This is a genomic window from Microcystis sp. M079S1, assembly GCF_020246425.1.
In the GTDB taxonomy this organism is placed as follows: Bacteria; Cyanobacteriota; Cyanobacteriia; order Cyanobacteriales; family Microcystaceae; genus Microcystis; species Microcystis aeruginosa.
This window is the reverse complement of the sequence record NZ_JADBSZ010000310.1, coordinates 1-22,561: the sequence shown is the minus strand read 5'-3', so window position 1 is coordinate 22,561 and position 22,561 is coordinate 1. Positions and strand designations below refer to the sequence as shown.

The window sequence follows — 22,561 nt, the reverse complement described above, 5'->3', positions numbered from 1 at the left end:
CTCAGAAAAAAGCCTTAAAAATCCATAGAATAACTGCTTAAATTTTACGCTCTATTGGCTGTACTTAACTTCGGTTCGGGGTACAGCGTTGCTCTTCAAGATGAAGTGTAACCTAATTTGGTATCGACTATCGACCACCGACTCCCCAAAACGAAAACTGCCTACCTGATCATTAAGATAACTGCTGTAAGAAACCCGTTTTCTTGATCTGCTGCTAGAATTCAAGTAGATTGGAGGAAAATATATGGAGCCTGCAAACACCTTAGATGCTCTAATGCTCAAAACCATCATCAAGGAAAGCGTCCGCGAAGTTATGCGGGAGGAATGGTTTAAATTCTTCGAGATGCTGATTCCCTATGTTGATGATATAGAACAAGCCGACATAGAAGCAACCTTTAATCCTGTTGATTACAAAGACGACGGCTTCGTTGATATTACAGGCTGGTTTAATCGTGAAGATCGGGATCAGTAGATCAGCCAATAAATTTTTGGAGAAACTAGATGCCAATAGCCGAAAATCTGTTTTGACTAAAATTGGTATTCTCAAAACCTGCCTTGAAACTCAAAACGTTTATCCCCCTGAAGAACTTGATATCAAAAAACTTAAAGGTGAGTTAAAAGGATTCTCCAGAATTCGTGTTGGCAAAATGCGAGTTATTTTTGAAATCGGCAAGGAGACAGACGAAATCTTTATTTATGAGATTAACTTTAGAGGCAATATTTACGATTAACTAAGCGATTAGCAACGTTCGGATTTACCAATTATTTTCGATACTTCTTTCCGCAGCCATCTAACTTTCATGGGTTAATTTAGCCAATACTGCTTCTTCTTCGTCAGCAAAGTCTCCAGCTTCGACTTGAGCAACTGCTTTCTTATTTTTCTCGCCAGCAGCCAGAATAATCGCCCGCTCTTGACGATTACTAGACTTCTGACATAATTAGGGTTTGCGGCAAAAAGTTTGTTGGTGGGGTTAGGAGTCAGTAGCCGGTCGTCAGGAGCCGGTCGTTTCAGGCTTTCTTGCCCTCTTTTTTGTACCAGTTTATGTACTATAAAAAGGATAATGCCAGGTTTTTGAAGGTCTTAATCCTATTTTCGCAGCATGAACATCGGATTTTAACAGGTCAAAAGCCTTATTTTAAAAGGGTTTTACCATTATTCAGCAAGCCCTAATTAACTTTTGAGAGTTCAAAAATGGGAAAAATAGGGATGAAGTTGCCTAAAATCTCTTTATGCTTAGTTCTCCTGACTACTGACTACGGGCTCCTTACTCCTCTCTCTGAGGTTTACTGGTCACTGATCACTGATTAGAGAATACCCGCGTTAGAAAGACCGAGAACCAGTCCCGCACCGAGAATATGGCCAAAACTCATGGTAGCCAATAATTCCGGCAGACCGAAGCTTTTTTTCGAGGCTAACTGCGGCAAGGGTAAAGCAGGGCCGGCCCCGGTATTTTGGATAGCAAAATAACCGATAGCGAACGCTACTAGGTTAGCTAACGTCATGGTAATGCCGACGGATAAATTCCAGGGAATGGTTTGAGCGGTGGCTAAAAGTAAGGCGGAAGGGATCATTTGCGCTCCAGTCTTGATAAGATTTTGTTAATCACAGGGAATTATAAAAAGCTCTTGACCCGAAACTGCTTTTTGTTTGAATACTTAACAGTTTTTGTAACGTTTTGTGAATAAGATTAAATGCGAATTAAAATTTGCGGCATTACCCAACCGGACCAAGGCCGAGCGATCGCTACTTGCGGAGCTACGGCCTTAGGTTTTATCCTCGTACCTAGTTCGCCTCGTTACGTCAAAATCGAGCAAATTAACGCTATTATCGCCGCAATACCCGACAAAATTGATTTTATCGGGGTTTTTGCCGACGAGCAACCCGAAATTATTCAGCAAATAATTATTAAAACCCCCTTGACAAGTGTGCAGTTACATGGTATGGAATCTCCCGAATATTGCCAAAGGTTGCGGCAATTATTACCCGACCAAGAAATTATCAAAGCTTTGCGGATCAAAGACAGAGAAAGTTGGGAAAAGTCGGCAATTTACTTCAATAGCGTCGATACTTTACTTTTAGATGCCTACCATCCCCAATTGCTCGGCGGTACGGGACATACCTTAGACTGGCAAGCCTTAGCCAGTTTTTCGCCCCCCTTGCCCTGGTTTCTCGCCGGAGGACTCAACCCCGATAATATTGGTGAAGCTTTAACTCGGCTGCACCCCCAGGGTATTGATGTCTCTAGCGGCGTTGAGCGATCGCCTGGTGATAAAGACCTCAAAAAAGTCGCCCTCTTGCTAGAGCGACTGCAAACATTCAGGGATCAGTGATCAGTTAGAAGGTTTTGGGTGTTGGGGTTTTAGGGTGTTGGGGTGGTCACTGCGTGCGCGTTGCGGGGGGTGTTGGGGTTTTAGTTGAATTCCCCCATGTCCCCATGTCCCCATGTCCCCATGTCCCCATTTCCCCATTTCCCTGACTAGAAGAAATTGGGTTTATGACGGATCAGGTTAAGATACTCCTCGCGGGTTTTCTGCTCGTCTTGGAAGACTCCTAACATGGCACTGGTGACAGTCCAAGATCCCGGTTTCTGCACCCCGCGCATCACCATACACATATGAGTTGCTTCCATGACGACTGCAACCCCTTGGGGGTCGAGAATTTCTTGAATCGCTTCGGCAATCTGACGGGTGAGGCGCTCTTGGACCTGTAAACGACGGGAATACATTTCCACAATGCGAGCCAATTTACTTAATCCGACCACCTTTTGGTTAGGAATATAGGCAACGTGGGCCCGCCCCATGAAGGGTAACATATGATGTTCACAGAGACTAAAAAAGTCAATATCGCGCACTAATACCATCTCATTATGACCTTCATCGAAGATCGCACCATTAACGAGGGTTTCTAGGGATTGTTGATAGCCTTGGGTGAGAAACTGCATCGCTTCGGCCACCCGTTTGGGGGTTTTTAATAAACCTTCTCTTTCGGGATCTTCCCCCACCGAGATCAGGATATTTCTGACCGCATCCATCATCTGTTCTTTGTTTTCGTCGGAAGTTGGATGAATTTGAGCGGTTTTGCCATTGTGGGTGTTGCGATCGGGGCGAGTGGTCACGCGTGCTTGAATAGCGTCGGTTAAATTACCGTTTAAACCGTTAGAAGAAGCTATGGTCATAATGAAGAGGCCTGTAGGCGAATTGATTGATAAATAGAAGTATTTCGGGTTATAATGCCCCCGCACTGGGCATAATGGTCATCGTTTCCACTACGGCCTGTTTGGGCAGTAACACCGCTTGCAGAATGGCCTGAGCGATGATATCTGGGGTTAACATGGCCGAGCGATCGAAATCTGCTTTGACGCTATCGCTGTCCCAGATGGGAGTATTGACAGCCCCAGGGGTGATAATCGTGACGCGAATGGCGTTAGCCCGCTCCTCGATCGCTAAAATGCGAGAAAATGCCACTAATCCCGCTTTGCTGACACTATAGGCCCCCCAATCAGGGAAGAAATTATCGGCGGCGATCGAGGAAACGTTAACGATCGTGCCTCCCCCCTGTTGACGCATGGCAGGTAAAATCCCTTGCACACACTGATAAACACTGGTTAAATTCAGATCGATCACCCGCTGCCAGTCTGACAAAGGTGTGTCGGCCAAGGAGTTTGTGTAACCCATGCCAGCATTATTGATCAGGATGTCGATCGGTCCGGATTCTTGGGCGATTTTAGCGATACTAGGAGCTACTTCCAGGATATCTGCCAAATCTAAGGGGTAAGCTTGGGCTGATACGCCTAAATCTGCCGCCATTCCCGCCACGGTTGCCAATCTTTGCTGATCGCGACCGATTAAAACCAGATTAATTCCCGCCTTGGCGAAAGCGAGGGCGGTTTCCTTGCCGATGCCGCTGCTGGCTCCCGTGATCAGCGCTCGCTGTTGACGAATAACAGAGTTCATGGTATAATTTGAAATCTCTTAATTCTTGGTAGTTAGGGCAAAATTTTGGCGGTTGGGGGAACCCTAGAAAGGTTTAAGGGAGTTGGGTCGGATCGGAGCAATTTTTCTCGCACCAAAACTGCTGCGGCCACCCTAGGCGGGGGGAAGCATTGACTATCAGGTAGGTTCAAGATTAAAAATCGTTACAAAATTTTACCTAGCCAATTATAGCACTGTTAAGTCAGGGATCACTAATTTTTGTGTGTATTTAGATAGATATATAACCAGCCAGGGAAAAAAGCGGCCTGGTTGGCGAGAATTCTTGCGGCTGTCTTTGTCCGGAACTCCCTCCCCCCGCACTCAAAACTACTCACCAGAGGAGATGGCGGCACTGGGTTGAGTGCGATTGACAATCACCACTCGAGCGCCGATAACGGGACTTCTAGCGAGGAGAATTCCCTCGTTATCCTTCATTTCCAAGCGCCGAAAATCGAGACTTTGGCAACGTTGAAAAACCGAATTAGCCAATTGATCCTGTTGTGATGCCTCCAGACTATACCAATTATCGCCCAAAATAACTACTAGACGACTAGCCAAAAAATCTGCCTCTACGGTAGAAATAATACCGGCGGGATAACGAGTAGTTAAATCGGTAATTTCCTCTTGAATGGCTGCGACTAAACTTTGTTCGGGAGTTAATCGCGGTTTTGCTTTGGTAATCGGGACGGGAATCGGTGCCTCTGGTGCGATTAATTCTGGGGGAGTTTCGATAATTTCCCCAGCAGCCGGGGAAGGACTAGAGACAACTTCAGGCATATTTTCGGCAATTTCCGCAGGATTTTTCGGTAAACTGAGCACGGCTACCAATAGGATAGTGACTAAACTTCCTGTTAACAAGCCGGTAATTAACCAATCGGGAATTTTTTCGCTAATTCCTGCCGGTAAAAGTCGGCGAATTTTGTTCAAAATCGCTGTCCACCACCCTTCCACCTGCTCGAAATCCGGTAAAATATCGTCGATTCCCTCCGCTGCTTCGATTGGAGAATCTGGGGTTAAACTTTGCTCAACTTCCGCAAATTCATCTAGTTTTAAAGCAGCGGCTAACTGTTGCGTTGAGTTAAGAAGATTATCAACAGCAACTTTTGGGGGTAACACTGTCCCCGTTCCCGTGTTAAGTTGGGAAACGATCGAATTTAACTGCTCGATCGCCTCTTGTAGTCGGATCACCGTTTCTGCTTGGCTGAAATTCTCTCGCTCATTTGGTTGAGTCATAATCTTTCTTAACTCGCTGCCATTCTTTTTCAAAATATCATTGTATGCGCCGTTTTCTCGGTTTTTTAACCAGTATTTTCCTTGTCTTCCTGACTGCTTGTGGTAGTGTCACTCCCCCGCAAGAATTTGCCCCCGACGGAGAAATCGTCGCCAAAGCCCTTTTATTACAATTTCGTCACACATCCGATCGCCTTAGTCAATCTTTACATATCGATGATCCGCAGGTAAAAATTGCTAAAATTAATGTCACCAGTCTGGAACCGCTTTATGTGGGCAATTTACCCGCTTATCACTTGCAGGGAGATTACGATCTAACTCTACAATTGCCCCATCAAAAAGATACCAAACAACACAACAATTTTGATCTTTATTTACAAAGACAGATCGAGGGAAAAACTTGGCGTTTACTGGAAGAAGTTGCCTCACAATGGCGCAGCTATTTAGTGAAATAACCGGAAAAAGCCCAGGGATTTTGCTAAGTAGCTGGTTATAATTAAATTGAAGATAGATTTTGGGTTCGATCCCCCCTGCCCCCCTTGATAAGGGGGGTGCCGATAGGCGGGGGGATCTACCTGAGCAATGACAATCCTCAAAGGGAAAATTTAGCGATAATGATTACCTGTCCTCGTTGTCAGCACAAGGTCGATAGTCAAGCCTTGCAATGTCCCTACTGTTTGAATATTTTCAAGGCCTATGGTCATCCCGGCATGACCCTGCATCAAGCTGTCACGGGCGAGTTTTTATGCCAAACTTGTCTTTATCATGGCGATGATAGCTGTAATTTTCCCCAACGTCCCTACGCTACCAGCTGCACTTTATACAAAAATAGTCAAATAATAGCCGAAAAAAGTCCTCCTCTCCCTCTTCCTAGGGTTTTAAAAAATTGGTGTCTCAGAAATAAGGGATTATTGCTATTATTAACCCTGATTTTGGGCAGTATTGCCCTGGCTTTTATCAACTCACGTCGTTAATTTTCTTGCTGGCGATCAAGCCTTGATATAGCTCTAGATCGAACCAGAAAGTTGTGCCAATTCCCACTTCACTAATCAAATTAATTTGACTATAGTGCTTTTCAATAATATTTTTGACGATCGATAATCCTAATCCCGTCCCTTCTAGGGTATGAACGCGATTTTCTACCCGATAGAAGCGATCGAATATGGCACTTTGATCCTCGGCATCGATGCCAATACCAGTATCGGATACTTCCACGCGAATTTTGGGAGTTTCTTGGGGATTATCTCTGGTTATTTTATAGGCACGAATCACCACTTTGCCGCCAGCAGGAGTAAATTTTAGGGAATTACCGACTAGATTAGTTAATACCTGTAAAAGTAGATCATAATGACCTAAAATTGGTAGTAAATTGGCTTCAATTTCCGAGCTTAATTCTAGTCCTTTATCCCTAGCATTGAGTTGATAAGTCCTTAGGGTTTGTTCGATTAATTGTCCGATATCGATCGCATCTAAGTTATAGTTACGGGAGGATTCTAACCGAGAAAGATCGAGAACATCATTAACTAAACGAGTTAAGCGATCGGTTTCATGATTTGCGGTTTCTAAAAACTCTCTTTTTTCTGTATCGCTCAGATCTTCACCAAATTCTGTCAGGGTTTCAATAAAAGATTTGATGTTAAATAAAGGGGTTCTTAACTCATGGGAAACATTGCTGATAAATTGACTTTTTGCCTCATTTAATTCTGTTTCTCTGGTGATATCCTGTAGCGTCATGGCAATTCCCCGGACATTCTCCCGATGCTGATCGAATACCTGAGTTAACAAAAGGCGAATTGTACAGGGTTTCGGGTTAGTTAAAGATAATCTAAATTCTGCTGGGGAATAGTTATTATTTTCCTGATCAATAACAGCATTTTTCTGATTTTGATTAGCGGATTCTTCTGGCTGGAGGGTTTCTCCTGCCGCAATTTGATAAAGAGGTTTAGTTAGTCTAACCGTTAACTCCGAAGGAAAAAGATGTAGAACATTTTGACCGATAATTTCCCGATCTTCCCAGCCAAATATTTCCCGAGCTGCGGGATTAATTAATAATAGTTGAAAATTAGTATCTAAGAGAATCGCCCCATCAGCAATAGTGGACATTAACGTATCTAATTTTGCTTTTTCTGCGGTCATTTCTTCGATATTTTGTTCTTCGTATCGTTCTAACTTTTCCGCCATTTCATTAAAACTGAGAATTAATTCCCCTAACTCTCCTCCCAGGGGTAAATCAACGCGCTGCTTAAAATTTCCTGCTGCAATATTTTTGACCCCGACTAATAACTCCTTGATCGGTTTGGTGATAGTTAAAGCATTAAAAACCGCCCCCAGAATCACCATGGCCCAAATCGAGACAAAAACGGCAATAGTCACATCACGGGTTAGATTAGAAGAAGCGACCACAATAGCGTTAGGATTGATCCCGATCGCTAATACTCCCAAATATTTGCCTTCATGATTTAAGGGAACAAAGACATCGGTTACTTCCCCGTCGGGGGTTTTGTGCTGACGGACGAGGGGAGTTTCCGCATTTTCGCCATAATTTTCCGGTAATTGAATGCGACGCTCGATCGTCAGGGAATTCTTAACTTCGGCGGTAGAATAGGGAATGCCGAAAAATATTTGACCCTCCTCGTTAGCGTAGATCAAATAACGCACACTGGAGGTACTACTATAAAAACGGGCTGAAAAACGGGCTAAATCGGTTAAATTGTCCTCAGCAATCAGAGGAGAGACATTAGCGGCTAATAACAGCCCTAAATCCCGGCCAAAACGGGTATCATTGAGACGGACATCCTGCTGGATCGTGTTAACCGCCCAAAAGGTTAAACCACTCATCAACAAAGAAACGGCTAAAGTAGCCGCAGCCATTAATTTAGTTTGGAGGGTGAATTCAGACCACCAACGGGCGATCGCTTTTCGGAGAATGGGCAGAAAATTAAACACGGTTAGGCAGGATTAATCGGTGTTCTCGACGACTCTATCGCTCAAATCGCAGGTTAACATGATCATCTTAACTCATTATTAAGCTGGTAGCGGTTAAGCTGGCAGTAATCTCACCTAAGTCTCCGAGAAAGTCAAGAAATGCCCAAAAGCGCCAAGAGTTCTAATTTTAGCTACCCCCGGTACCTCTGTGGTGTAAATACTGAACACACCTAAATTTTGCCGTTGACTAGAGGTTTTGATCGCTGGTTTTAAGATTTGATTTTTGATCACATTTCTGGCTGCCACTGGTAAAGAATCGATCGAGCCACAGAGACTGATTTTCTCGCAAGCGATTTTGTCGGCATGAGCGAGCAGTTTTTCCGAGGCGTATTCGCTGTAAAGTTCTTGGGGTGGATTGGTAAATCCCATCATCCCCGCTACCACACCCAAGACGATCGCTCCCTTGAAGAAATTACCCCCCATAGCTACTTAGCTCCTTGATTTTGTCTTCTCCACTCTATTTTGACAAGACATTTTCGATCTGGCTAGGGAGCGGTGTCAACTTCTTAAACCAATACCGGGTGCATAGCACTCTAGTACATTTCCCGTAAGACTGCAGCTAATTAACAGATAATCACAGTGAGAACAGGCGGTGCTAACGAGATGGTGTTCTAAAATATGCTGTCTTTCGGCAAAATTTCCACAATTAGGACAGCGTACTTGTTGCAGGGTGATCATAGCAAACCTCATTAATTAGTTATCTTCTGTATATAAAGCTAGTTTTTCTTGATCCCAATCGGTTTAAGTCTATTTTTTCCTTGATCCCCATTATGGAGTCGATCATCTGATCTTGCTAGTAATTTTTACTAAACTTTGCAATTTTTCTGGAAAAATTTAACAATTTCTTCCTAGGGTTTTTTACCGTGATCAGATATGTGTCGGTAATTTTGGCGAAGAGAAAGCCGGAAAGTAAACTCTTAAACTGCTAATCCCTTACTGCTATAATTACGGCTGAGATTATTGATTGTCCTATGAAGTACGCTCTGGTTCACGAGTGGTTAACCCCAAAGGCGACGGGGGGATCGGAATTAGTGGTTAAGGAGATTTTACGATGTCTAGAGGCGGATTTATACGCTTTGGTCGATTTTGAGTCCACTAATCCCGATAGTTATCTCTATGGTCGCTCGATCGGGACAACTTTTCTGCAAAATTTCCCGAAAGCGAGAAATGGCGTACAAAAATACTTACCTTTTCTTCCCCTGGCGATCGAGCAGTTAAATTTAGAGGATTATGATGTAATTTTATCCTCCTCCCATTGTGTGGCTAAAGGGGTTTTAATTCGACCGGATCAGGTTCACATTTGTTATTGTCACAGTCCGATGCGTTATGCTTGGGATTTAACTTTTGACTATCTGGCTAATAGTAAGTTAGGACGGGGATTACCCGGTATTTTCACCCGTTATCTTTTGCATGGGTTGCGTCAGTGGGATGTGATTTCTGCTAATCGTGTGGACTATTTTCTGGCTAATTCCCACCACACCGCTAGACGAATTTGGCGCTGTTATCGACGGGAGGCAAAAGTTATTTATCCTCCCGTACAAATCGAGCGTTTTCCCTACCAAGAGAAAAAAGAAGATTTTTATTTAGTAGTCTCTCGTTTGGTTAGTTATAAAAAAGTCCCTTTAATTGTGGAAGCGTTTAATCAATTGGGATTACCCCTAGTGGTTATTGGAGATGGTCCACAAATGGCTTTAATCCGACAGTTAGCTAAGGATAATATTCAGATTTTAGGTGCGGTTTCTGATCGAATAGTAGCAGAATATATGTCGAAAGCAAAAGCGTTTATTTATGCTGCCTGTGAGGATTTTGGTATTGCTTTAGTGGAAGCGCAAGCTTGTGGTACTCCCGTGATTGCATTTGCTGCCGGAGGTGCTTTAGAAACCGTGCGAGAGCTGCGGGAAAATTCTCCCCAGGGAACAGGATTACTTTTTGGGGAACAAAATCCCCAATCTTTGCTGGAAGCGGTTAAATATTTTGTTGATCACGGTGATAAAATTGATCCGGAAGATTGTCGGCAACAGGCTAATAGATTTACTCCAGAGGTTTTTAGAAATGCTTACAGTTTGTTTATAGAGGAACATTCAATATCTAAAAATTATTGCTAACTTTAATTAGAGCAGTTATCTTAATGGAGAGCTAGGAAGTTTTCGTTTTAGGGAGTCGGTCATCGGTCGTTGATAACAAATTAGGTTACACTTTATTTTGATGAGAAACGTTGTAAAAGAGGGCGAATGCAATTCGCCCCTACAATAATATTATTTCCCCAATGGTGGGGGTGCATCACCTGCGCCCAAAATGTAATACTATGGATATTTCTCTAAAGTGGAGATGTAGCCAACGCTGATAGCTTACCGTGGTGATTGTGATGACAGAAAAGCGAGGATTATAGCCGTGCCTTGGAATCGAGTTAATCAATGGGTAGAAAGACGCTCTTTAGTGGCCTTAGAATCAGCTTATCAGAGAGCGCTCAAAATTAAAGCGATCGAAGATAAACATTTTGGGGGACAAAAAATTTCCCCGGCTGCCGTGGGAGGAAAAAGTGTTTATGATTACTTTCAAAGTACCCTAGAACGAGAATTATTACAGATACGTCTCGATTTAACTCAAGTGCGTCTGGGTAATTTTATCAATCCGCAAACTAACCCAGAAAATAATAACATCCTAGAGACTTTAAAGGCGATCGAGGATATTATCGGTAAATATCGCCTAGACTTAGAGGAATTGCTGCCCCCATTACCGAATAATCAAACCCCAAATCTGCCTAATGCCAATCTCACTGGTGATACCTCCAGAGATAAAAATAACCAGGCAATTTCTCCTGTAACCGGTAATAAATTTTTTAACTTCCAGCAAGAATTAACCCCAGAATACGAACAAACCGTTATTAAACAACTCCGTACTCTGCGACAACAGCAACGTATTGCTATTCGTTTTATCCTGATTATTATTTTAGTTCCTCTCTTGGTGCAGGTTATTAGTAAAAATTTCGTCTTTAGCCCTATTTTAAACTATTTTGGTGTGGATAGAGCGAAAATATCAGAAGTTTATATTTCTCAGGAAATTGGCGAAAAATATCTCAGGGAATTTGCTAGACTTCAAGAAATTGAGGAAATCAAGCACGTTTTAGGAGTAGCAAAAGCAGGGCATGAATCAGAAGAAAATTTTCGAGAACAGGTCGAGGAATTATTTAAAGAAGCGGGTTATGAAAGTCAAGATGGTTGGAAAAACTTACTCTCCGATATCACTGGATTAATAGCCTTTATTGCGATCTTAATTTTTGGTCGTCAACAATTGGCAATTACGCGAGCTTATGTTAGTCGTTATTTTCTCAGCTTAAATGATATCACCAAAGCCTTTATCTTTATTCTCTTTACCGATATATTTGTCGGGTTTCACTCGGCGGAGGGTTGGACGGTAATCTTAGAAACTTTGTTCCGGCACTTTGGTTGGCGCGAGAATATTACATTTATTAGCTTGTTTGTGGCCACGGTTCCCGTTATCCTAGATACCATCTTTAAACTATTAATATTTAATTATCTGACTCGTAAATCTCCCACCGCCGCAACTATCCTAGAAAAGATGAACCAGTAACGCCCTATGATCCTTAGTATTGCCGATACCTTCATTAAAAGACCCGTTCTGACCACAGTTTGCTCGATTTTAATCGTTTTGATCGGAGCGATCGCTGTTCCCTTTTTACCCCTAGAAAAACTGCCCCAGTTGGCATTTATTCAGGTAGCGGTAAATGCGAACTATTTGGGAACCGATGCCAAAACCGTACAGGATAACGTTACCACGGTACTCGATCGCCAGATTAACGGGACAGAACAGATTGTTTATATGCAGTCCCAGAGTACCAACACTGGACAGAGTACGGTGAATGTCTTTTTCCCGGTGGAAATGGATCGTAACATTGCCCAAGTCTTGGTACAAAACCGTGTCAGTACCGCCGCCGCTAGTTTACCTGAAGAAGTGAACCGGCAGGGGGTGACAACCAATACCCAATCCCCCAGCGTTACCCTTGCCTACGGGATTTCCGCCAAACCGGACGAAAAGGGCAATTATCCCTACGATACGGTCTTTTTAAGTAACTTTGTCGATCGGGTCATCGATGCGGAGATTCGTCGGATCGAGGGAGTTGGTAGTACAACAATCATCGGGGAAAGGGAATACGCCCTGCGTTTTTGGCTTAATCCCGATGCTTTAGCCGCTAGGGGTGTATCGGCGGAACAAGTAGTACAGGCGATCCGAGAACAGAATATTCAGGTGGGTGCGGGGACAATTGGCGGTGATCCCAGTCCCGAAGAGCAGCAATTCCAGATCGCCATTCGCGCCGTTGGTAGGGTTGCCACCGGGGAGGAAGCGGAAAATATTGTCGTCAAAGTCGGGGAAAATGGCGATTTAATCCGAATTAAAGACGTAGGACGCGCAGAAATCGGAGCCGAAAGCTACAGTACCGCCGCCTATTTCGACAAATCCCCCGCCGTTGTCTATATCGTCTATCAGTTACCCGGTTCCAACGCTTGGAATACTGCCAAACTGGTAAAAGAAAAAATGGCGGAACTAGAACCGAGTTTCCCCCCGGGGTTAAATATCGCCATTACCCTCGATAATACCGCCTTTGTCGCCGCTTCCCTGGAAGAAGCCTTTGGCACTCTGGTTGAGGCGATTTTACTGGTTATTCTCGTCATTTTTATCTTCCTTCAGGATTGGCGCACCACGATCATTCCGGCGATCGCTATTCCCGTATCTTTGATCGGAACCATGGCCGTCGCCCTGGCTTTAGGCTATTCTCTCAATAACCTCTCCTTGTTTGCCGTCATTCTGGCCACCGGTTTAGTGGTGGACGACGGCATCGTGATCGTAGAAGCGGTATCGGAAAAATTACGGCAGGGAATGCGGCCATTTCAAGCTGCCCTCGATGCCATGGGCGAGTTAACCTCGGCGGTGATTGCTAGTTCTCTTGTACTGCTGGCAGTTTTTATTCCCGTCACCTTCTTCCCCGGTACGGTGGGGATCGTTTATCGACAATTTGCCGTCATCATCTCCGCCTCAATTATCATCTCCACCTTTAACGCCCTCAGTTTTTCCCCCACCATGTCGGCGATTATCATGAAAGCGCCCCAAGGCACCCGCGGACCCTTGGGACTGTTTTTCGAGGGCTTTAATCGGGGTTTCAACGCAGTTAAAGAAGGCTATCGACGCTCGATCGAATTTCTGATCCGCATCCGTTTTTTAGTGTTACCCTTCTTTATCGCCGCCCTCTTTCTCACAGCTTGGAGTTACAGCACCACTCCCCAGGGTTTTATCCCCGAAGAAGACCAAGGTTATGCCTTCGTTTTGGTGCAAGCACCCCCCGGGGTTTCCCTGCGCTACACCGACCAGGTTATCCGTCAGATTAACGAAGAAATTCTCGACGGTATCGAAGAAATCGAACACTTTGTCGGTATGGCGGGCTTTAGTTTTGCTGGAAGTGGCAGCAACCAAGGGCTATTTTTTGTCAAGTTAAAAGAATGGTCGGAACGGCCTGGCGAAGATAAGTCGGTTTTCGGGGTTCTGCGGAAAATTAACCAACAATTAGCCACTAAAGTCCCAGATGCTCGCGCTTTCGCCGTTAATGCGCCCCCCGTGGATGGATTAAGTTCTACCGGCGGTTTCGAGTTATTTATCCAAAACCGCGCTTCTTTCCCCATGGACGCTTTGATTGCCAACGCTAATAAAGTCATGGCCGAGGCCCGAACAAGACCGGAATTATCGGGAATTTTCACCCAATTTACCACCGACACGCCGATGCTGGAACTTTCCATCAATCGCAACCAGCTACAGGCGCAAAACGTCGATATGCAGGCCGTTTTCGGTACCCTGCAAACCTATCTCGGTTCCAACTTCGTCAACCAATTCGTCTTAGGCGATCGCTTGTATCGAGTCTTTGCCCAAGCAGAAGCGGATTATCGCTCTAATCCTGAAGATATTAACCGTCTTTACGTCCGTTCCCGTACCGGGGCCAATATTCCCCTATCGGGTTTGGTTAGCGTCAAACGCTTCACCTATCCACCGATTATCACTAACTTTAACCTCTATCCCTCGATTAACGTTCAGGGTAGTCCCGCCCCCGGTTTTAGTACGGGACAGGCGATCGCAGTGATGGAAGATGTTTGTCGGAAAGTCCTGCAGCCCGGTTTCGGTTACGCTTGGACGGGTACAGCTTTCCAAGAAAAAACTTCCGCCGGGGCTGCCCCAGTTATCTTCGGATTAGCCTTTATTGTGGTTTTCCTCGTACTCGCAGCCCAGTACGAAAGCTATATCGACCCGATTATCATCATGATTACGGTTCCCCTAGCGATCCTAGGTGCCATGGGGGCCTTACTGTTGCGGGCGAATTTCCTACAAGTGGGTAGTCTGTTCCCGGCGGTGAATAATAATATCTATGCTCAGGTGGCTTTGGTCATGTTGATCGGTTTAGCGGCTAAAAATGCGATTTTAATCGTGGAATTCGCTAACCAGTCCCGTACTTTGGGTTTAAGTATTCCCGATGCGGCAGCCCGGGCCTCGACGGAACGCTTAAGACCGATTCTGATGACGGCTATTTCCGGTTTAGTTGGTTTCTTGCCCTTGGTTATCGCTTCCGGCGCCGGGGCGATGAGTCGTTGGTCCCTGGGAACTGCAATCTTAGGCGGTTATCTGATTTCCACTGTGTTGAGTTTATTTCTCGTCCCGGTGTTGTATGTGCTGATCAAACAGTTCGAGGCCCGATTCCTCTCCTCGAAACCCCCGAAAAGTGGCGGTTCTGGCGGCAAAAAAACCCCTTCTCTCGATGGGGAAAGGAATACATCAGAAACCCCGATAGAAGAAGGGGCCATTTCCTCTTTGAAAATCTCTCCTCAGTCCCCGAATGACTAGGGTGTTAGGAGACTTTTTCAGTGATCAGTAATCAGTAATCAGTGAAAAGAAAGCCCCGCAATTGCCACTTAATACTGATAACTAATAACTGATAACTGATAACTGATAACTGATAACTGATAACTGATAACTGATAACTGATAACTGATAACTGATAACTGATAACTGAAAATAATGAGTCTAGAATCTACTGCTAACGAGGCGATCGCTCATAATTTAGAGCAATTCCTGCTAGTTTTGACCATTTCCTTGAGTGTCGCCACTTTATCGAGAACCGTTGCCTTCCTCCGCAAAATTCCCTACACCCTGCTGTTAGTTATTGTCGGTATGGGTTTAGCTTTTTTAGATTTGCGTCTAGTTAATCTTTCCCCGGAATTAATTCTGGAAATTTTTCTGCCTCCCCTGTTATTTGAAGCCGCTTGGAATATTCCTTGGGCTAAATTAAAGGAATATTGGGTTACTATCGTCCTTTTTGCCGTTATCGGGGTGATTATCTCCGTTTTGGGAGTCGCCTATCCCCTACATATCTTTGCTAATTTACCCCTATCGATCGCTTTCCTGTTGGGTGCTGCCCTAGCTGCCACCGATCCCGTCTCTGTGATTGCCCTATTTAAAGAATTGGGGGCCAGTAAAAAACTAACGATCCTGATGGAAGGGGAAAGTCTCTTTAATGATGGGGTCGCTGTGGTCGCTTTCGTCCTCTTGGTGGGTATTCCCTTGGGAGTCGATACCTTTTCCGTACCCGTCACGATCGCTCGTTTCTGCACCTTTGTGGGGATTGGGATCGGTGTCGGTTGCGTGATCGGTTTCGGCATTTCCTACCTTACCCAACGCTTCGATCTGCCTTTCGTGGAACAGTCTCTCACCCTCGTTTCTGCCTATGGAACCTATCTCGTCACGGAAAAATTAGGCGGATCCGGTGTGATTGGGGTGGTAATTGTCGGGATTATTCTCGGTAATCTCGGTTCCCGCATTGGTATGAGTCCCCGCACGCGCCTGGTAGTTAGCGAATTTTGGGAATTTATCGCCTTTTTTGTCAATTCTATCATCTTTTTACTGATCGGCGATCAAACCCGTTTTGAGAGTCTTGGTAGTCACTTAAGCGGGATTTTAATAGCGATCGCCGCTATGGTGGTTTCCCGTCTGTTCTCAATTTTTGGACTAGGGGGAATTAGTAACCTAATTACGGGCAATAAGATCAGTTTTCAGGAAAGAACGGTGTTATGGTGGGGAGGATTGCGCGGTTCGGTTTCGATCGCCCTAGCGTTAAGTGTTCCTACGTCTATCCCCTACCGTCAAGAAATTATTGACGTGGTTTTTGGGGTGGTTTTATTTACTTTATTGGTGCAAGGATTATCTATACAATGGCTGTTAAATGCCCTCAATCTTATCGGTGATCAACCGATTCGGAGCGAATATTCGGCCTTAATTGCTCGTCAGATTGCCTTAACTAGGGTTGCCAATTATCTGCAACAACCAGAACGTTTTCCCGATATCGATCCCGAATTTTATCGCTACAAAAAAACTCTGGTGGAAGGACAATTAAAGTCCTTGGGGGATCAGTTGCAAAAATTACTACAGGAACACCCACAATTAAAAGATGTGGTGGCCGAACAATTTCAAGATACTTTACTCGATATCGAAGCTAATACCTACGCAGAATTAATTCGAGCCGGTCGTTTAAATGAAAATCTCGTTCCCCTTTTAGTGGGGGTAGAAGAAGAAAAAGAGATGGTTTAATCATCAAGGGCTGCATCTCCTATTTGTGACTTTCTCTCACATATAGGTGAGCAGCAGAAGCTATTAAAAGAGGGCGAAGGCAATTCGTCCCTACAATAATATTATCCCACCAATGGTAGGGGCGCATCGCGTGCGCCCAAATGCAATATAGATATTTCGACAAAATTGAGATGCAGCCTCATCAAGTCATGGAAAATCAAAGAATTTTTGCTAAAAATTGCTGAGTTCGATCGGATTGGGGATGATTAAAAAATTCTGCTGGGGGAGCAATTTCCAAAATTAAACCCTGATCCATAAATACCACTCGATCGGCCACTTCTCGCGCAAATCCTACCTCGTGGGTGACACAAACCATGGTCATCCCCGATTTGGCTAAACTTTGCATCGTTTCCAAGACTTCTCGCACCATTTCTGGGTCTAAAGCTGAGGTGGGTTCATCGAATAACATCACCTTCGGCTGCATGGCCAAAGCGCGAACGATTGCCACCCGCTGCTGTTGTCCTCCCGATAACTGGGGGGGATATTTAAGCGCTTGTTCGAGAATACCAACTTTTTCGAGGAGTTTTCTGGCTATTTCCTCCGCTTGCGCTTTTTTCCAACCGCGCACCCACATCGGCCCGAGGGTGACATTATCTAATACCGTCAGATGGGGAAAGAGGTTAAATTGTTGAAAAACCATGCCGACTTCCTGACGGATTGCCTCGATATTTTTCAGGTTGTGGGACACAGTTATTCCGTCAATAATAATGCGGCCTTTTTGATAGGATTCCAACCCGTTAAAAGTGCGAATAAAGGTGGATTTTCCTGAACCGGACGGTCCCATAATCACGACAACTTCCTGTTTATTAACGGTGAGATTGACTCCCCGCAAAGCATGAAAGCGGTTATCGTACCATTTTTCCACAGCTTCGGCAATTATAATCGGTTCACTGTTGTGAGATTCCATATTTTTGAGAGTTTATTGATTGTCTGTATCGGGAAACCACTGTTTCTCAAGAATTTGCCTCAGAGAGTAGGGACAAATTATCGGTAAATTTTTTAATCCTGTCTTTTTTTCGGCAATTAAGCGAGCGTTTTCATAGATATTTTCTAACTCTAGTTCTAGAAATTTACTTAAATCGGTGGTGAGCTTATCTTCTAATTGTACTCGAAAAGTGATCATCTCTGCCGCCCAATGATTACTATTTTTTTCTCTTTCTGTCGTCCAAAATTGATAGATTAGGAGATGGATTATTATTTGTAAACTTAAACTTTTAACAGCAGTTTTTTCGCTTCGTCCCAAAGCTGCCAACTCCTCGATCAAATGTTCGTAATCTACCCGATCGAACTGACGATTTTTTAATAACTCGATCGTCTCGCTTAACCAGCGATCATACTCCCGTTCATAAAGCTGTTCTAAAGCAAGCATTGTCTTTGATCAAATGGGGACATTATTAAAAATAACCCATTCCTAGAAATGATAGCACAAAAGATGCGGTTGATTAGTGTAAATATTTGTGAATTAATGATGATGACAGTAAAAAATGCTTGACCATGAGGTAAAAAAAAGGTTAAATTATGGTTAGGCTGAGAACCCACACATCCTAGATAATGAGGCTATCATGGAGATCGATAAACTCAAAGCAATTGCTCAAAAAGTTGAAACCTCTCGTTCTCAAATCCAAAACGAACAGGCAACCAAAACAGCTTTTATTATGCCTTTTTTGCAAGCATGGGGTTACGATGTATTCAATACCATGGAAGTTCACCCCGAATATAGTGCCGATTTAACTGGATTAAAAGGGGAAAAAGTAGATTATGCTATTTGTTTGGACAATCAACCGATTATTTTGATGGAATGTAAAAGCTGTCATCAAAATCTTGAGCATCCTAAACATAGTTCCCAACTGCATCGATATTTTAATGCAACTGGAGCTAACTTTGGAGTTTTAACTAATGGGATTATCTATCGGTTTTATACGGATATCGTCAAGGATAATATCATGGACGATAAGCCATTTTTTGAGTTTAATATTCTCGACTTTGACGACTCTTCTGTTAACGAATTAAAACGATTTTCTAAATCTAGCTTTAATTCTGACGAACTAGAAGAGGTTGCTCGCAATTTATTGCACACAAAAGAAGTTAAAAAAGTGATTGCCCAGCAATTAAATGATCCTTCCCCCGAATTTGTTAAGTTTTTTGTTAGTCATGTGTATTCTGGGGTGAGAACTGCATCGGTTGTCGAAAAATTCAAAGAAATTATTAAGCGTTCTCTCAAAGAGTATATCAATGATATCATCAAAGAAAAATTTGAGGAAGTTTTAGGAAAAGAACCTGAAACAAATCCTCCTGATACATCAGCAGCAGAAGATACTCCACCAGAAGAAACAGGGGAAGATAAAATTAATACGACCCCCGAAGAATTGGAAGGATTTTACATTATTAAATCAATTCTACGGGAAGAAATCAATACCGCACGCATTCAATTCAAAGACACTAGAAGTTATTTTGGTATCAACTTAGATGGAAAAGTAACCAAAACAGTCTGTCGTCTGCGCTTCCATGAAAAAACTGGCAAGAAATCAATCAGTATTCCCGATAATGTCGAAACTGGTAAAGAAGCAACCACGAATATAGACAGTCTTGATGAAATTTATGGAGTCGCTGAATTTCTGAAATCTCGTATCCGCTATCTGACTCAAGATACTTATAAAAGCAAGTCAGAAAAAACGGAAAGTATCTAAAATAATTATCCCCTATCTCTTTAATGACCGCAACTATTTCCGATGATCGGTGGATTAGCGAGCAAACTTCAACGCAAATACCATCACTACAAAATCTCTTAACTTTTCTGAAACAACTACTCAAAATGGAGTCGATATAATTATATTTATCTGCTGAAAACTTGGGGAGTTACCAACTAATGCTTAATTCTCTCAATCGCATTTTCTCGCCTTTAGTATCTAGCGTTTTGCTTACCATAATCATCTCCAGTTGTCAAGGTGCAAATGTATTAACTTCGGCGAATAATTCCCAGATAAATCAATGGCAAAAAGTGACCGTAATCGAGGGTTTAGAGCATCCTTGGTCGATGGTTTGGCTACCTAAGGGAGAAATCCTGATTACAGAGCGTCCCGGTCGTTTAAGAGTGGTTAGAGAGGGCAAATTAGACCCGAAAGCCATCGCTGGAGTTCCCGAAGTTTTTGCCGTCGGACAAGGAGGATTGCTCGATGTGGCAATTCATCCCCAATTTGCCCAAAATCGCTGGATTTATCTAACTTATGCCCACGGAGACCAGGAGGCTAATCGTACCCGCGTCGCTCGTGCGGTTTATGATGGTACAAGTTTGCGAGATGTGCGGGTTATTTTTGAAGTTTCCCAAGCAAAAACTGGCTCTCAACACTTCGGTTCGCGGTTATTATGGCTACCGGATGGCACTTTATTGGTAGCGATTGGGGACGGGGGTAATCCTCCCCTACAATTAGCGGGAGATTTAATTAGAAAACAGGCCCAAAATCGGCAAAGTCATTTAGGTAAAATTATCCGCATCAATGACGACGGTTCTATACCTAAAGATAATCCTTTTGCGGGTTCTAAAATTTGGAGTTATGGCCATCGGAATATTCAAGGAATCAGCTTCGAGCCGATGACTAAACGAGTCTGGGCAACAGAACATGGAGCGAAAGGAGGGGATGAATTAAATTTAATTGAAAAAGGAAAAAATTACGGTTGGCCAGTGGTTTCTGCTAGTCAAGAGTACGGCACTAATACCCCAGTTTCCAGCCAAGAATCTCGCCCCGGCCTGATCGATCCGAAAACAATTTGGACACCTGCGATCGCTCCTTCGGGATTGGTCTTTTATACCGGTAATCGCTTTCCTAATTGGCAGGGAAATTTATTCGCTGGTGGTTTAGTTTCCAGGGATATTCGCCGTCTGGAAGTGGATAAATCCGGTGAAATTATCAATCAAGAAGCGATTCCCATCGGTCAGAGGGTGCGGGATGTGCGTCAAAGTCCCGACGGATTTTTATACCTGCTCACCGATGAAGGTAACGATCAATTAATTCGCCTTGAACCGCCATCTAATTTGTAAAAGTTCACAGAAATTATTATGGAAACCTTGAAGATTTTTTAGTGAATTCTAGTATAGTTATGTTTGTACGGGAGCAAGCACTCGATTTATGAAGAAAATTTTACAGTTAGTGGGACTAGGTTGCATATTACCTATGTTCCTCGCTAGTGCAAGTTTAGCGGAAACAGTGGTGGAAAAAGTGGCTCGCACGGGATTTTTGACCGTAGGAACCCGTTTTGATGCGATTCCCTACTCCTACATCAATGATAAGGGGGAATTAGTCGGCTATTCTATGGATGTGTTGGAACGAATTAGAAAACGATTGGAAACTCGTCTCGGTCGTCCCGTCACCCTGCAAATGATTGAAGCTAACCAACCCGGAGAGAAAATTAATCTCATTCGTAGCGGGGAAATCGATATCGCTTGTAGTACGGCTTTTACTTGGGAAAGGGCGAAAGTTGTCGATTTTTCCATCAGTTACAGCATTTCTGGGATTAGGATTTTAGCTAAAAAAGGCAGCAATCTCTCCACTCCTCAATCCCTAATCGGTAAACGCATCGCCTTGGTTCCCACTTCTGCGGCCGTGGATGTGATTAAATTAGTACAACCGCAAGCGACAATTGTTACTACCTACAGCACCGTAGAAGAAGCCCTCGAAGCTTTAAAAACAGGTAAAATCGACGCAATAGCGGGGGATAGCATCTCTTTAGCGGGAACAATCCTCAGAGATAACCCTAAAATCTACGAAATCGTCCCCGAAGAAGCTCTAGCTAATTTTGGCATCGCTTGCATGGTTCCCGAAAATAACTCTACTTTTTTGGATGATGTCAACTATGCCATTGTTAAAATGATGCAGGATTACATCACCAATGATACGGCTACCGTTAGTCAAATCGATCGCTGGTTCGGTAGTCAAGGCATGGTTCCCATCCCCCCAGAATTATTAAAGGGGTTTTTTGCCTTCAAAGTTATCGAACACGCCCAAATTAATCCCCAAGAAGCCAAATAGGAGCATAAATTCAGGTGAATATCAGCAATAAAACTGGTTTAGTCGGCTTTCTTCTCGCTTTATCTGCCTTCGGTCTGACTAGCACCGCTCAGGCCGCCTCAGAGGAGGCTAATCCCATTGAGGCGCGTTTAAGTCGTCTGTCCAGCGCTGTACGCGAACGGGTTAACCAACTGCCGTCCGGTACTGCCGATCCTAGTTTACAAGCTTTAGGCTGGGGAGATGGTGGCGGTCGCGGTTGGGTGAATAGTCGTGTCGGTGGTTGGGGAGATGGTCGCGGTGGTAGTTTCGTTAATGCGCGGCCCTGGGGGAATGGTTGGTCTGACGGTGGTAGTTTCTTTAATTCCCGACCGCGCTGGGGTAACGGTGGCAGTTTCTTCAATCGTCGGTAAGTAAGGTTGGGTGAGGCGATAACTTTATCCCCGTCCCAACCCCGGTTTTACGATGAAATCTAGGGTGATTATTTTGAGGCAGAAAGACTCCATCAAGACGAAAAGAAAGTTGTTTGACTTCCACTGAGTCAAAGCGGTAGTTATTGGCTTCGCTGATAGGGAGTTGAATTAATTCAAAGAAGATAGAGGGGAAAGATTGAAAGAGTTGATAAAAAATCGTGTCAGTTTTCATGCTCTTATTTTACAAGGCGATCGCATTTTTTTATGTCCCGTTTTGTATAG

Annotated in this window: 22 protein-coding genes and 1 pseudogene; 13 read left to right on the top strand and 10 right to left on the bottom strand. The window is 43.9% G+C overall.

The window, feature by feature from the left end:
- Positions 1-244 precede the first annotated feature (244 nt).
- Both IM456_RS20005 and IM456_RS20000 read left to right on the top strand, forming a co-directional pair.
- Positions 245-472, top strand: coding sequence for a hypothetical protein (locus tag IM456_RS20005; protein WP_149988468.1), 228 nt, complete (start codon positions 245-247; stop codon positions 470-472).
- On the top strand, positions 429-731 hold the full coding sequence (locus tag IM456_RS20000; protein WP_353737739.1) for a type II toxin-antitoxin system RelE family toxin: 303 nt from the start codon (positions 429-431) through the stop codon (positions 729-731). Before IM456_RS20005 ends, IM456_RS20000 begins: the two co-directional genes overlap by 44 nt.
- Positions 732-1,305: 574 nt before the next feature.
- Here the strand turns inward: IM456_RS20000 and psaK are convergent.
- Positions 1,306-1,572, bottom strand: a complete 267-nt coding sequence (gene psaK, locus IM456_RS19995; RefSeq protein ID WP_149987731.1) for a photosystem I reaction center subunit PsaK — start codon at positions 1,570-1,572, stop codon at positions 1,306-1,308.
- 120 nt (positions 1,573-1,692) lie between these two features.
- Here psaK and IM456_RS19990 point away from each other — a divergent pair, with 120 nt between their 5' ends.
- Positions 1,693-2,331 (top strand): phosphoribosylanthranilate isomerase, encoded by a 639-nt coding sequence (locus IM456_RS19990; protein ID WP_287693952.1) that lies wholly within the window; start codon positions 1,693-1,695, stop codon positions 2,329-2,331.
- Positions 2,332-2,477: 146 nt separating this feature from the next.
- On the opposite strand, the gene folE is transcribed toward IM456_RS19990, so the two are convergent.
- The 3 genes from folE to IM456_RS19975 all read right to left on the bottom strand — a co-directional run bounded on the left by folE (position 2,478) and on the right by IM456_RS19975 (position 5,205).
- Positions 2,478-3,176 (bottom strand): GTP cyclohydrolase I FolE, encoded by a 699-nt coding sequence (gene folE, locus IM456_RS19985; protein WP_002738197.1) that lies wholly within the window; start codon positions 3,174-3,176, stop codon positions 2,478-2,480.
- A gap of 49 nt (positions 3,177-3,225) precedes the next feature.
- Entirely contained in the window at positions 3,226-3,954 is a 729-nt protein-coding gene (locus IM456_RS19980) for an SDR family oxidoreductase (protein WP_149987733.1), read from the bottom strand.
- 345 nt (positions 3,955-4,299) lie between these two features.
- Positions 4,300-5,205 carry a hypothetical protein gene (locus IM456_RS19975; protein WP_287693949.1) on the bottom strand — a complete coding sequence of 302 codons (906 nt, stop codon included), beginning with the start codon at positions 5,203-5,205 and terminating at the stop codon, positions 4,300-4,302.
- Positions 5,206-5,249: 44 nt separating this feature from the next.
- Here IM456_RS19975 and IM456_RS19970 point away from each other — a divergent pair, with 44 nt between their 5' ends.
- Both IM456_RS19970 and IM456_RS19965 read left to right on the top strand, forming a co-directional pair.
- Positions 5,250-5,657: a hypothetical protein gene (locus IM456_RS19970; RefSeq protein WP_002756869.1), complete on the top strand. Its 408-nt coding sequence runs from the start codon at positions 5,250-5,252 to the stop codon at positions 5,655-5,657.
- Between the two features lie 159 nt (positions 5,658-5,816).
- Entirely contained in the window at positions 5,817-6,176 is a 360-nt protein-coding gene (locus IM456_RS19965) for a hypothetical protein (RefSeq protein ID WP_287693947.1), read from the top strand.
- On the opposite strand, the gene nblS is transcribed toward IM456_RS19965, so the two are convergent.
- From nblS to IM456_RS19950, 3 genes are all read right to left on the bottom strand, one after another.
- Positions 6,160-8,148 carry a two-component system sensor histidine kinase NblS gene (gene nblS, locus IM456_RS19960; protein WP_149987736.1) on the bottom strand — a complete coding sequence of 663 codons (1,989 nt, stop codon included), beginning with the start codon at positions 8,146-8,148 and terminating at the stop codon, positions 6,160-6,162. The two genes, IM456_RS19965 and nblS, sit on opposite strands and share 17 nt — an antisense overlap.
- 114 nt (positions 8,149-8,262) lie before the next feature.
- Positions 8,263-8,610, bottom strand: a complete 348-nt coding sequence (locus IM456_RS19955) for a DUF4359 domain-containing protein (RefSeq protein WP_287693944.1) — start codon at positions 8,608-8,610, stop codon at positions 8,263-8,265.
- A 75-nt stretch (positions 8,611-8,685) separates the two neighbouring features.
- Positions 8,686-8,865 (bottom strand): hypothetical protein, encoded by a 180-nt coding sequence (locus tag IM456_RS19950; RefSeq protein ID WP_002798263.1) that lies wholly within the window; start codon positions 8,863-8,865, stop codon positions 8,686-8,688.
- A gap of 293 nt (positions 8,866-9,158) precedes the next feature.
- Here IM456_RS19950 and IM456_RS19945 point away from each other — a divergent pair, with 293 nt between their 5' ends.
- The 4 genes from IM456_RS19945 (at position 9,159) to IM456_RS19930 (ending at position 16,827) form a co-directional block, all read left to right on the top strand.
- Entirely contained in the window at positions 9,159-10,292 is a 1,134-nt protein-coding gene (locus IM456_RS19945) for a glycosyltransferase (RefSeq protein WP_149987738.1), read from the top strand.
- Between the two features lie 286 nt (positions 10,293-10,578).
- Positions 10,579-11,778: a hypothetical protein gene (locus tag IM456_RS19940; protein ID WP_287693941.1), complete on the top strand. Its 1,200-nt coding sequence runs from the start codon at positions 10,579-10,581 to the stop codon at positions 11,776-11,778.
- Between the two features lie 6 nt (positions 11,779-11,784).
- The gene (locus IM456_RS19935; RefSeq protein ID WP_287693939.1) at positions 11,785-15,087 is read left to right on the top strand and encodes an efflux RND transporter permease subunit; all 3,303 of its coding nucleotides are present in this window, start codon (positions 11,785-11,787) and stop codon (positions 15,085-15,087) included.
- 174 nt (positions 15,088-15,261) lie between these two features.
- Positions 15,262-16,827: a cation:proton antiporter gene (locus tag IM456_RS19930; RefSeq protein WP_149987740.1), complete on the top strand. Its 1,566-nt coding sequence runs from the start codon at positions 15,262-15,264 to the stop codon at positions 16,825-16,827.
- Positions 16,828-17,023: 196 nt separating this feature from the next.
- On the opposite strand, the gene IM456_RS19925 is transcribed toward IM456_RS19930, so the two are convergent.
- Positions 17,024-17,773, bottom strand: a complete 750-nt coding sequence (locus IM456_RS19925) for an amino acid ABC transporter ATP-binding protein (protein ID WP_002798269.1) — start codon at positions 17,771-17,773, stop codon at positions 17,024-17,026.
- Between the two features lie 12 nt (positions 17,774-17,785).
- Positions 17,786-18,235, bottom strand: coding sequence for a DUF29 domain-containing protein (locus tag IM456_RS19920; protein ID WP_287693936.1), 450 nt, complete (start codon positions 18,233-18,235; stop codon positions 17,786-17,788).
- A gap of 193 nt (positions 18,236-18,428) precedes the next feature.
- On the opposite strand from IM456_RS19920, the gene IM456_RS19915 reads away from it, so the two are divergent.
- The 4 genes from IM456_RS19915 (at position 18,429) to grrA (ending at position 22,279) form a co-directional block, all read left to right on the top strand.
- The gene (locus IM456_RS19915) at positions 18,429-19,553 is read left to right on the top strand and encodes a type I restriction endonuclease (RefSeq protein ID WP_287693934.1); all 1,125 of its coding nucleotides are present in this window, start codon (positions 18,429-18,431) and stop codon (positions 19,551-19,553) included.
- 179 nt (positions 19,554-19,732) lie between these two features.
- Positions 19,733-20,902 (top strand): PQQ-dependent sugar dehydrogenase, encoded by a 1,170-nt coding sequence (locus IM456_RS19910; RefSeq protein ID WP_149987743.1) that lies wholly within the window; start codon positions 19,733-19,735, stop codon positions 20,900-20,902.
- Positions 20,903-20,990: 88 nt separating this feature from the next.
- The gene (gene grrP / locus IM456_RS19905) at positions 20,991-21,890 is read left to right on the top strand and encodes an extracellular substrate binding-like orphan protein GrrP (RefSeq protein ID WP_002796867.1); all 900 of its coding nucleotides are present in this window, start codon (positions 20,991-20,993) and stop codon (positions 21,888-21,890) included.
- A gap of 14 nt (positions 21,891-21,904) precedes the next feature.
- Positions 21,905-22,279 carry a GrrA/OscA1 family cyclophane-containing rSAM-modified RiPP gene (gene grrA, locus IM456_RS19900; RefSeq protein WP_149987744.1) on the top strand — a complete coding sequence of 125 codons (375 nt, stop codon included), beginning with the start codon at positions 21,905-21,907 and terminating at the stop codon, positions 22,277-22,279.
- A gap of 58 nt (positions 22,280-22,337) precedes the next feature.
- Here grrA and IM456_RS19895 read toward each other — a convergent pair.
- Positions 22,338-22,511, bottom strand: a pseudogene (locus IM456_RS19895) (DUF2887 domain-containing protein); the annotation flags it as partial.
- Positions 22,512-22,561 lie beyond the last annotated feature (50 nt).